This is a genomic window from Acidithiobacillus sp. TH-A117 (genome assembly GCF_057473465.1).
In genome coordinates this window covers 111,124-122,122 of sequence record NZ_JBYCKQ010000011.1, presented here as the reverse complement: position 1 = coordinate 122,122, position 10,999 = coordinate 111,124, and the positions used below count along the sequence as shown (strand labels likewise).

The 10,999-nt window shown below is 53.6% G+C and carries 11 protein-coding genes; 5 read left to right on the top strand and 6 right to left on the bottom strand.

Going from position 1 to position 10,999, the window contains the following annotated elements; genetic code table 11:
• Both AC2VLR_RS02455 and AC2VLR_RS02450 read left to right on the top strand, forming a co-directional pair.
• Positions 1-1,350, top strand: a 1,350-nt coding sequence (locus tag AC2VLR_RS02455; RefSeq protein WP_486880708.1) for a heterodisulfide reductase-related iron-sulfur binding cluster, incomplete at its 5' end; no start/stop codon positions are given.
• Positions 1,351-1,538: 188 nt separating this feature from the next.
• Positions 1,539-1,841, top strand: a complete 303-nt coding sequence (locus AC2VLR_RS02450) for a hypothetical protein (RefSeq protein ID WP_215844473.1) — start codon at positions 1,539-1,541, stop codon at positions 1,839-1,841.
• A 36-nt stretch (positions 1,842-1,877) separates the two neighbouring features.
• On the opposite strand, the gene AC2VLR_RS02445 is transcribed toward AC2VLR_RS02450, so the two are convergent.
• Positions 1,878-2,207, bottom strand: a complete 330-nt coding sequence (locus tag AC2VLR_RS02445; protein WP_486880707.1) for a 4a-hydroxytetrahydrobiopterin dehydratase — start codon at positions 2,205-2,207, stop codon at positions 1,878-1,880.
• A 76-nt stretch (positions 2,208-2,283) separates the two neighbouring features.
• Between AC2VLR_RS02445 and AC2VLR_RS02440 the strand changes: the two genes are divergently transcribed.
• Positions 2,284-2,988, top strand: coding sequence for an epoxyqueuosine reductase QueH (locus AC2VLR_RS02440; RefSeq protein ID WP_486880706.1), 705 nt, complete (start codon positions 2,284-2,286; stop codon positions 2,986-2,988).
• On the opposite strand, the gene AC2VLR_RS02435 is transcribed toward AC2VLR_RS02440, so the two are convergent.
• The 3 genes from AC2VLR_RS02435 to AC2VLR_RS02425 are packed head-to-tail and all read right to left on the bottom strand — an operon-like array spanning position 2,943 to position 4,407.
• Positions 2,943-3,503 (bottom strand): hypothetical protein, encoded by a 561-nt coding sequence (locus tag AC2VLR_RS02435; RefSeq protein WP_486880705.1) that lies wholly within the window; start codon positions 3,501-3,503, stop codon positions 2,943-2,945. The two genes, AC2VLR_RS02440 and AC2VLR_RS02435, sit on opposite strands and share 46 nt — an antisense overlap.
• Positions 3,472-4,062 (bottom strand): 1,6-anhydro-N-acetylmuramyl-L-alanine amidase AmpD, encoded by a 591-nt coding sequence (gene ampD, locus AC2VLR_RS02430; protein WP_486880704.1) that lies wholly within the window; start codon positions 4,060-4,062, stop codon positions 3,472-3,474. The genes AC2VLR_RS02435 and ampD overlap by 32 nt, the downstream gene beginning before the upstream one ends.
• 9 nt (positions 4,063-4,071) lie before the next feature.
• Positions 4,072-4,407 carry a thioredoxin family protein gene (locus AC2VLR_RS02425; protein WP_486880703.1) on the bottom strand — a complete coding sequence of 112 codons (336 nt, stop codon included), beginning with the start codon at positions 4,405-4,407 and terminating at the stop codon, positions 4,072-4,074.
• A gap of 195 nt (positions 4,408-4,602) precedes the next feature.
• Between AC2VLR_RS02425 and AC2VLR_RS02420 the strand changes: the two genes are divergently transcribed.
• Positions 4,603-7,146: a hypothetical protein gene (locus AC2VLR_RS02420; RefSeq protein WP_486880702.1), complete on the top strand. Its 2,544-nt coding sequence runs from the start codon at positions 4,603-4,605 to the stop codon at positions 7,144-7,146.
• Positions 7,147-7,199: 53 nt separating this feature from the next.
• Here the strand turns inward: AC2VLR_RS02420 and AC2VLR_RS02415 are convergent, their stop codons facing one another.
• Both AC2VLR_RS02415 and AC2VLR_RS02410 read right to left on the bottom strand, forming a co-directional pair.
• A complete protein-coding gene (locus AC2VLR_RS02415) occupies positions 7,200-8,744 on the bottom strand; it encodes a 2-isopropylmalate synthase (RefSeq protein ID WP_486880701.1) in 1,545 nt (514 codons plus the stop codon).
• 84 nt (positions 8,745-8,828) lie between these two features.
• Positions 8,829-10,226 (bottom strand): sigma-54 interaction domain-containing protein, encoded by a 1,398-nt coding sequence (locus AC2VLR_RS02410; protein WP_486880712.1) that lies wholly within the window; start codon positions 10,224-10,226, stop codon positions 8,829-8,831.
• 351 nt (positions 10,227-10,577) lie between these two features.
• Between AC2VLR_RS02410 and AC2VLR_RS02405 the strand changes: the two genes are divergently transcribed.
• Complete coding sequence (locus AC2VLR_RS02405; RefSeq protein WP_215843989.1) at positions 10,578-10,964, top strand: DsrE/DsrF/DrsH-like family protein; 387 nt, start codon at positions 10,578-10,580, stop codon at positions 10,962-10,964.
• Positions 10,965-10,999: the final 35 nt, after the last annotated feature.

Genomic DNA, 10,999 nt, shown 5'->3' with positions numbered 1-10,999 from the left:
ATGAGCGACAACAGCACGCAGCAAGGTCTGGCGGGACACGGCGCCTTTTTTCAGGACACCAATCTGTCGGCGAATGAAGCGGAAGCGGCCACGGCCTGGGTCCGCAGCCATGTAGACCGGCGCACCATGGATCTCGGCGAGCGCATGGACGACATTCGCGAGCACATGTGGGCACTGGAAAAAGAAGGCGAAATCATTGTTCACCGCATCACCGATGATCACAAACCCATTGAAGTAGACACCCTTTACGGCTGGAAAAAGCGCGTTCCCACCAACCAGCTCTGGCATCACAAGAGCTGCGGTCAGTGTGGCAACATCCCCGGCTATCCCACCAGCCTGATCTGGTTCATGAACCACTTCGGCACCGACTACCTCGACGAAACCGACCAGACCTCCTGCACCGCCTGGAACTACCACGGCTCCGGCATCGGCAACGTCGAATCCCTCGCCGCCGTATTCCTGCGCAACTTCCATCAGGCTTATGTTTCCGGCAAGCAGCACGGCTACGAGAACGGCCACTTCTACCCGCTGGTGCACTGCGGCACCTCCTTCGGCAACTACAAGGAAATCCGCAAGTATCTGGTCGAATCCGCCGAACTGCGCGAAAAGGTCAAAAAGATTCTCGGCAAACTCGGGCGTCTGGTGGACGGCAAGATCGTCATCCCCGAAGAAGTGGTGCACTACAGTGAATGGCTGCATGTCATGCGCAACCGCATTGCCAGCGAACTGCAGACCATCGACATGAGCAACATCCGGGTCACCACCCATGCGGCCTGTCACTACTACAAGATGGTTGCGGAAGACGCCATTTACGACAACAGCATTCTCGGCGGCAACCGCACGGCGGTCGGCACCTCCGTTGCCCAGGCTCTGGGTGCCCAGGTCATCGACTACTCCACCTGGTATGACTGCTGTGGCTTCGGCTTCCGGCACATCATTTCCGAGCGCGAATTCACCCGCAGCTTCACCATGAATCGCAAGATCAAGGTCGCCCGGGAAGAAGCCAACGCCGACGTCATGATTGGCATCGACACCGGCTGTATCACCACCATGGACAAGAACCAGTGGATCGGTAAGGCCCATGACATGAACTACAGCATCCCGATCATTGCCGACGTGCAGCTGGCCGCCCTGGCCTGCGGTGCCGATCCCTTCAAGATCGTCCAGCTCCAGTGGCATGCTTCACCCTGCGAAGATCTGGTGGAGAAAATGGGCATCAGCTGGGACAAGGCCAAGGCCGACTTCCAGGAATACCTCAAACAGGTCGAGCAGGGGAACGTGGAATACCTCTACAACCCCGAACTCGCCACCAACCAAAATATCAACATGAAAGCGGGCGCTTCTGCCTAACCTGTGGGCTGAACACTCCAGTCATGAACCCCGCAATCTGCGGGGTTTTTTATATGCATAGGAAATCTATCCGGGCATGGAATACTTCAATCCCCAAAAAACTCCCCTTGCCCCACCATTTTCGAGTATGCTTAGGCACACTCGCCCCAACAAGCGATACCATTTTCCGTTTTTACAGGAGGAAGACCGTGGATAGCAAGGCTCTCAATACCCGTTGCGTAGAACTTTTCCAGAATCCCAATGTTCGCCTGCGCATGTGGAACGCGCGGATGTTCTGGCATGTCGGTGATCAGATGAATGTGGCTCCTGCCGCCCTGACCGATCCTAAAGTCGACACCTGCGAGCTGGAAGTGATGCTCAGCGCTGCCGCCCTGACCAATTCGGAGTGTGCTGCAGAACTCGACAAAAAAGAACCCGGCCGCGTGGCTTTCATCCAGCGTCAGGTGCGCGAAGGTATGCGCCCTCTGCTGCGCCCTGTCAATAACGCCTAAAAATACCGGGTGCAATGGTCTGGAGTGAAGGTAATTTCACTCCAGCAACTGGTTGACCTGGGCTGCACAAATAAAATCATTGTCGGTAATGCCTCCCACGGCATGCGTCTGATACCGCAAGCGACAATAAGCATAGCCCAGTTCCATATCCGGATGATGATCCTCCCGATCAGCAATCCAGGCCACGGCATTGACGAAAGCCATGGTTTCGTAAAAATTCCTGAACTGAAAATCCCTGCATAAACAGGCACTTTCCAGCCGCCACCCGGGAAGCTCCTGAAGCCGTGTCAGCAGCAATGCATCCGGGATCTTTGCCACCCCACCTTCACAAGCCTGACATTTTCCCTTGTGTAAATCACTGGGCATTATCTCCTCCTTTTTGGCAAAATGGCTGCCGGGTTGTATGCTTACACCCAGTTTAGTGCTTTTTCAGGTGTTGATCATGTCCCAAAAAATGCCGCCTCCACCTTTGCAGACGCCCGACGGCAGTACCCATATTCTGCTGCATTCCTGTTGCGCGCCCTGTGCCGGGCCGATCATGGACGATATCCGCAAGGCCGGTATCGAATATACGGTGCTGTTTTACAATCCCAATATTCATCCCCAGGCAGAGTACGAATTACGCAAGGAAGAAAATATTCGCTACGCGGAAGCTTTGGGCGTGCCGTTCATTGATCTCGATTATGACAAGGACAACTGGTTTGCGCGGGTCAAAGGCCTGGAATGGGAACCGGAGCGGGGTGAACGCTGCACCGCCTGTTTCGACATGCGCTTTGAACGCTCGGCACTTTATGCGGCAGAACACGGTTTTACCGTATTCACGAGCACCCTCGGCATTTCACGCTGGAAGGACATGCAGCAGATCAATGCCTGCGGAACCCGGGCAGCGGCCCGACACGCTGGCCTGCAATACTGGGATTACAACTGGCGCAAGGGCGGAGGCAGTGCGCGGATGATTGAAATCGCCAAGCAGGAACAATTTTATCAGCAGGAATACTGCGGCTGCGTCTATTCCTTACGCGATACCAATTTGCATCGTCTCAGCCAGGGCCGCGAAAAAATTCTGCGCGGCATCAAATTTTACGGCAGGGACACACGCCCTCAGGAAGAGGCTGGCAAGGACTTCAAGGGCATCAATAATACATAACGATCCCCCGGACCCAGCATTTCGAACAAGGGATAATGCAGGGGCAATCCACGGGCTTTCCCCCAGTCCGCCAAGGCCGAATAGGCCTTCCACGAAGCAATAGCGGCATTGGCGGTCACTTGTACCCTGGCGACTTCCTGGACGGGCCACTCACCCCGCAACCACCCTGCCGGGGTGCCACTGGCCGCATCCACCAGATAGCCTAATCGGGCTTTGACCTGGGCACCACCACCGCTCCCTGTTTCACTTTCCATCAGGGTGATTTCCGTATGGCCACGCAAACTGGCTGGTAACTGGGGGGCCAACTTGCCTCTGGTTTTGACCATCTGCCGATACGTACCCTGAAAATTCTGGTAAATGTAAACACGCGCCATCCCCCGCTCTTCATGCACCTCTGCGCTCTGAAAAACCCCGAGCCACCACAAGGTACCCAGCACCAGCAGCACAAATACCACCAGAGGCCCCGCCCAACCCCGCCGCCAGTCACGTTTCGGGGCTTGTCTCATCTCTGCCATGTGCATACACCTCTCTAAAATAGTCCCAGGAGAATCCCGGACCAGGATCCCATTTGCGGCCGGGAGCAATATCTGCGTGGCCGACCATGCGCTCTGGGTTGATCGCCGGAAACAGCTCCTGCAAATCTCTGGCTAAAGCCGCCAGGCGTCGATATTGCTCTGGCAAGAAACGCGTGCTTTCGCTGCCTTCCAGCTCAATGCCCACACTATAGTCATTGCAGGCAGCACGCCCCTGCCAGGAAGATACGCCCGCATGCCAGGCCCGATCCCAAACACTTACATGCTGCCAAAGGCGACCCTCCCGTTCAATGAAAAAATGGGCAGACACCCGCAGATTGCGCAACTGTTCGTAGTATGGATGCCGGTCAAAATCCAGACTGCCCGTGAAAAACCGGGGAACCTCACCACTACCAAACTGTTCCGGGGGCAGGCTGATGGCATGCACGACCAAGAGATCCACGTTGACACCAGCAGGGCGTTGATCATAGTAGGGGGAAGGCGCCGCAAGCGCCTGGTCATGCCAGCCCGTCGCTGTCCAGGGACACGCAGGCTTAGTCATCAACGGGCATCACGGCAACTCTTCAGGGGGGAGATCCGCATGGGCATCCAGCCACCGCTCCAGGGCGTGGACCCGCGCTTCCACTTGAATCGGCCGCTGATACTGTCCATCCCGAAACCAGAACAAGGCGGGCAAATGATACACCTCAAACTCCTGGGTAATTCCCATATCCACCCCCGCATCAATTTCCCAGACCTGGAGATTGGCGCGGTGCTCTTCCAGTTTGGCCAGAAGCTTTCGCCAGATGCGACAGGAATGACAGCCTGCGGAACTGAAAAACAGCACCACTTCGCCCCGGGTTTCTGCCATGCGCTGCCAAAATCCCAGCTCAGAAACCAACTCCATACATAACTCCTTCACCATGAGTGCTGAACGTCGTGCCCGCTGACAACATAGCACATGAAAAACGGAAACCATCCAGGCTGTCTAGATTCTACCTGCAATATTGGTTACAGTTCAGCATGAATAATGCGACAAAACGGATTACCGCAAGTACAGTGCCACATATTGACCGCAAATGCTTAAGCATGAATCCCCACGATGCCTGAACCCGACAGACTGAACCTGCGCACACGCCTTCCCCCACGTTCAGGCCTGAATCTTTTTGACTTTCAGAGAGCGTTTCTTTTTGGCGGAGAAAGCTCAGGCTTCATGGATCCTGTCGATCTTTGTCGAAGCAACCCCTCTGAGGCCATTCTCTATTGTGAAGAGGAAGAGGATGAAGGGCATTCCTTTATATTTTCCCGTTGTGAGGATTCACAACTTCTGTTTCTACCCCAAGCCCCCCTTCTAGATCTCCCCTATTCAAGAACCCTGGTTTTTTTGGACAGCCCAAGCTCAATTGCCACATTTTTTTCAGACTTTCTCTCGGTAGATATTGACTTCTATCGATTCGATCACCCAAAACTGATTCAGTGGCGAAAAAAACGCAGCAAAAACCGATTGCTCCTGGATACAGAGCTGACCATATCACGTCGCAATGGCAGGCAAGTTCTAGCGCGGTTATATGACTTCAGCATGTCAGGAATCGCTTTTCAAACCAATGTAGTGGACTTTTCGGAGGGCGAACTGATTCTGGTTGAATTCATGACAGAACATTGTGGAGCTTATGAAAGTGCGGCAACAATTGTCCGTCAGGAAATCAATCTGCATCAAAATCACAAGACCTTTGCTGCTGCGCGACTGGTCCCAACCAAAGCGCAACGTGCCAATATTGAACGTATATTTATATGCAGCCTGAAGCAGGATCGCACTTTCGCGCATTTAAACCATTTACATGATGCATTCATATCTCCCGAGCCCATAACTACAAAAAACCATCAAAGCAGTGGAGAGCCTTTAGTTTCAGCGACGCCCTCCCAGCCCAGGCATTATTACTCACCGGACAATCATCCGGCAGCTACACAGGCCAGACCACAGGAACAGCAATCTCAGGTTTATAGCTTCCCCGCTGCAGATAAAAGCCTGGTGCAAGAAACAGAACTGGAACATCCACAACAACAAGCTGAAACGCTGGACCAGCAACAGATCATCAGCACCGATCTCCCAACCATGACTACAACTGCACATCAGGAAACAGAGATCTCAACGGAACCAGAACAAAGCCCCATACTTCAAGAGCCCAATCAGATACATCAACAGCTTGAAACACCAACCGGAGCCGACGATTATGCCGAAAATACAGAGGTTCCGCAGTTTATTGCAGATGTCTTTGAAGTACTCCCACCCCCCACTTTTGAATCATCGAGCCACTCTCGCGAGGACAGCATGAGCGACGAAGAACAGTTACAGCAACAGCCCGTTTTGGTAAGTCCAAAACCCTTTTCCAATAACCCAGCAACAACCTTCAGTTCCCAAGACATGCCAGTTTTGCGCAAACCTGCCAAGCAGGGCTCTAGCAAAATCATTGCCCCGCAACTGAATAACGAACTGGCCATGGTGCTTTCTCAAAAAGGCGCATTACATCTTGAACGTTATGAGTTCAACCAGGCCATTGAACAGTTTCGCCGCGTGATTCAGATAACCAGCCCTCAAGAAGAAGCCAACCACACTGATAGCTTCAGAACCTTGTCACAGCAGGAGTTGCAGGCAATTGCCCTGCGTGGCGAGGCGGAAGCCATGCACGCCTTGGGACAAGACGAAGATGCTGCTGCATTAGTTCAACAGGCTCTGAGTTTGCTCCAGACATACCCGGGGGCAGAAGTGGAAGACATGCCCAACTGGACCCATAATCTGGCCCTTACCCTGTTGACCCATGCAAAGATTCTGCAGGATCGGGATCTAGCCAATGCCGAAGTCGACTACCGTCGCGCTCTGGAACACTTGGACGCGGTAATCGTCAAACTGGGTGTTCAATGTCCGCCACAAATCCGTCTGCGTATGTCACTCGCACTGGCAGGCTTCGCAGAGCTGTTTCTGATGCAAGAACAAAGCAGCGACGCCTTGTCCTTGATTGATCGTGCACAGGCTGTTCTCCAAGACAGCGCTGAAGCCCTGGAACTCCGTAAACTATCCGACTGGCGCTTGCAATTTGCCCGACTACAGGGACAACGCTGTCAGGCTTTGCGTATTCAAGGTCAATTACAGGCGGCAACACAGCACAATCGTGAGGCGGAAACGGAGCTGGCGGCGTTGCAGGAGCAATTCCAGCAACAGGACATGCCGGCACTGGTGGTCCAAGCAGCTGTCAACCTGAATGAGCAGGCACAAATACTGGCCTGTACCAGCCGTCATGAACAGGCTGTTGCACAACTGAGCAGTGCCGTCAGCATTCTCGGCGATTTACAAGAACGACTACATGAAAATTTTGGTCCACATTTACAAATAATGCTGGCAAGAACCCATCTTCAGCGTGCAAGTTCCGAGCTGAGCATGGGACAGGCCCATCGTGCAGAGACTTCATGCCAGCAAGCCACACCCATTCTCGAAAAACTTCGTAAGCAGGAATACACCGCCCATTCAACGGCCTTAGTACAAACCTTGGCCGAGAGCCTGGTCCTGCAGGGGAAAATATATACACACCTTGGGAATACCCAGGCTGCCATGGAAACATTTGACCAAGCAGCTAACTTGCTTTCAGCATAAAACCAGGGCAAGGTTTATTGGCGTTATCGGCCCCTTAATCGGGGCCGATCCACTTACAGCTGCGGATGTTGCCGCTCCTGGGGGCCGCGCAAGCGATTCATGGCGGAAAGATAGGCCTTGGCGCTGGCCACGACAATATCGGTGTCGGCGCCCTGACCGTTGACGGCACGACCACTCCCGTCCTGCAGACGAACCGTCACATCACCCTGGGCGTCCGTGCCGGTGGTAATGGCATTGACCGAATACAAGAGCAGACGCATCTCACTGTTCAACAAGCTTTCCATGGCCTTGAAGGCCGCATCTACCGGGCCGCCGCCCACTGCCTTGGCGGTTTTGGCGACGCCGTCCACCCACACTTCCACTGTTGCTTCGGGATGCGTGCCCATTTCCGAGCAGACCCGCAAATAACCCAGACGATAATGTTCGGCCTGCTCTTCCTGCAAATCTTCATTGACCAGGGCCTGGAGATCTTCATCAAATACTTCGGCCTTGCGGTCGGCGAGGTCCTTGAAACGGGTGAAAACCTGATCCAGGGTGTCTTTATCCAGCTGGATACCCAAGGCCTCCAGACGAGCGCGGACGGCCGCCCGTCCTGAGAGTTTACCCAGGGTCATGCGGTTTGCGGACCAGCCGACATCTTCAGCGCGCATGATTTCATAGGTCTCGCGATGTTTCAGTACTCCGTCCTGATGAATGCCGGACTCATGGGCAAAGGCATTGGCACCGACAATGGCCTTGTTGGGCTGAACCGGAAAACCGGTAATGGTCGAAACCAGTTTACTGGTCGCAACAATCTGGCTGGTATCAATGCGGGTATCACAACTGAAAACATCCCGGCGGGTGCGCACCGCCATGACGATTTCTTCCAGAGCAGCATTGCCAGCGCGTTCCCCCAGACCGTTGATGGTACATTCGACCTGGCGGGCACCATGCTGCACGGCAGACAGGGAATTGGCCACCGCCAGGCCCAGATCATTATGGCAGTGTACGGAAAATATGGCTTGATCGGCGTTGGGTATACGCTGCCGCAGATTACCAATCAATTGGCCAAAGCGATCGGGCAGGTTATAGCCGACCGTGTCAGGAATATTGATGGTGCGCGCCCCGGCCTGGATCACCGCTTCAATGACCCGGCACAGAAAATCCTCCTCGGAACGACCCGCGTCTTCGGGAGAAAATTCCACATCATCGCAATATTGCCGCGCCAGTTTTACCGCAGCGACTGCGCGCTCCAGCACCTCGTCGGGCCGCATGCGCAACTTGGATTGCATATGAATGGGGCTGGTAGCAATAAAAGTATGAATACGGCCGGCATTGGCCTCTTTCAGCGCCTCACCCGCACGGCGGATGTCCTCATCCCGCGCCCGTGCCAGACCACAGATTCGACTTTCCCGCACAGTTCTGGCAATAGCCTGCACGGCGGCGAAATCCCCGGGGCTGGCGACGGGAAAACCCGCCTCTATGACATCCACCTGCAGGCGCTCCAGAGCCTGGGCAATCCGCAATTTTTCCTCCCGGGTCATGGAAGCCCCCGGTGATTGCTCGCCATCGCGCAGGGTGGTATCAAAAATAATCAAATGGTCTGTGGATGTCTTCATGGTCTTCCTCCCGATCTACTGAAAGGATTGTACCTTGCTAAGCGCTTTTCACGAAGACAGCCACACCGGTTTTTGGGCAAGCATTCAGGACCCGCGTCGCAACCAGCGGTACACCGTCCGCTCACTTACTCCCAATATTTCGGCAACCCGGCGGCGATTACCCTGATACTGGCGGAGCAGGGCTTCCAGATCATCGGGCTGAGTGCCATTGCGCAGTGTCACCGGTCGCATAGGGGTATCTCCCGCAGAGTCAGCAGCCGACAACTGTGGCCCCACTCCGGGCCGGGACAACTCAAAATCCAGATGGCTTGCCTGAATAACCGGCCCGTCGGCCAGAGCCGCCGCTTTTTGCAGAATATTGCGCAGTTCCCGAACATTGCCCGGAAAATCGTAGGCAAATAAACGTTTTTCTGCTTCTTTCGAGAGCGACCATTGCCCTCCCCAACTTTTTCCGATACGCTCCAGTAACACGGCAGCTATGCCGGGAATATCCTCACGACGCTCCCGCAAGGGCGGCAGATCAATGGTAATGGCGGCCAGTCGATAATATAAATCCTCGCGGAATTGTCTTTGCCCTGCCATTTCCAGCAAATTGCGATTCGTCGCAGCAATGATACGCACATCTGCATGCAAGGTTTCCGCTCCACCCAGGCGCCGAAAGGTTCCGGTTTCCAGAACCCGCAGCAATTTGGCCTGCATACTCAGGGGCAGCTCACCGACCTCATCCAGAAACAGGGTTCCCCCATCCGCCATCTCATAAAGGCCACGCTTACGCCCCAGACAGCCGGTAAAGGCGCCTCTTTCATGACCCAGAATTTCACTTTCAAACAAGGTTTCCGGAAGTGAGGCACAATCGACAGTAATGAAGGCTCCTGCAGCCCGGGCGGAAAACTGGTGCAGCGCGCTGGCGGCCAGCTCTTTGCCTACCCCGCTTTCCCCATAGAGCAAGATACTGGCATCGGTGCGTGCCGACATTTCGATATGATGCAAGCATTTCAAAAAGGCCGGAGAACGACCGACCATGCGCATTTCCCCGCAGGTAATTTCATCATCCTGGTGGGGAAGACGAATAATCTCTTCACCCAAATAGGTGTTGCCGTCCTGATCTTTTATAGCGTGCCCACGAATACGCACATGTTCGGCATGATTCTGATGGTCGTAATGAATATGCCGCACATCGTGGGCTTCGCCGGTTGTAAAAACGGCCTGATGGGGACAATCCTCACCGCGCATATGACAAGGGACCGGGGAATGATGGGAGATTTCATGACAGCAGCGTCCCAATACCTCGTCAGCTTGCATACCGTAGGCTTCCTGATAGGCGCGATTGGCCGCAATGATCCGGTAGTGTTCATCAATCAGCACCATGGGATTTTGCTGGATATTCAAAACACTTTGCACATCCAGCCCGGGAGCAGGCTTGGGCTTCCTGCTGGACTTTTCGTCAGCGGAAGAACTGCGATCACGATTTTGCATATCCATCATTTGCCTCGGTGTCTGGTCGGCTTTTGCCATATATTCACGGCATAAATAGGTATTTGCAAATAATACGCATCCACTCTCTGTTTGGATGCATGAAATTTTTTATTACGATAACCAAATTATATTTATTTATGGAGAGAATTTATTGGTCTTGTCATATTCGTGTCATGACATGTCATGACATGCCTCTTAAGCCTCCGAGTTAAAAACCGCATTTAACTCGTCAATCAGATTATTATTATTTTTTAACGCAGTATAGGAATTAAACAGTTAGATTAAAAATATAACCACGACGCCTATCTGGCATATTTACTGCTATTGGATCGGTATTCACTACCAAGAGGAACCCTTATGTCTGGCATGTACATTATTTGCTTGAGTGGCGAGCGCGAAAAACTGCAGTTTGCGGCGATGGCGGCTTCTGTAGCCGCTGTATCAGGGACCGATGTCCATATTTTTCTGTCCATGAATGCCTTTCCCTACTTCATCAAAGGCCACAGCAAGGAAGCACCGGCAGAAGGAAAACTGGGAGAAGTCATGGCGGAACGTAAGGTACCTCCCTTCTATCAGATTTTCGAACAGGCCGTGGAACTGGGTGATGCCAAAATCTGGGCCTGCTCCATGGCGATGGATGTCCTCGGCGTCAAAGAGGACGGTATGGAAGAGATTGTGGCTGGACCATTAGGTCTGACCAAGTTCCTGAGTGACGCCGAAGGTGGTCAGATTCTGACCTTCTAAGGCTATTCGTTGATTTCCCTCTAAAAATAGCGAGA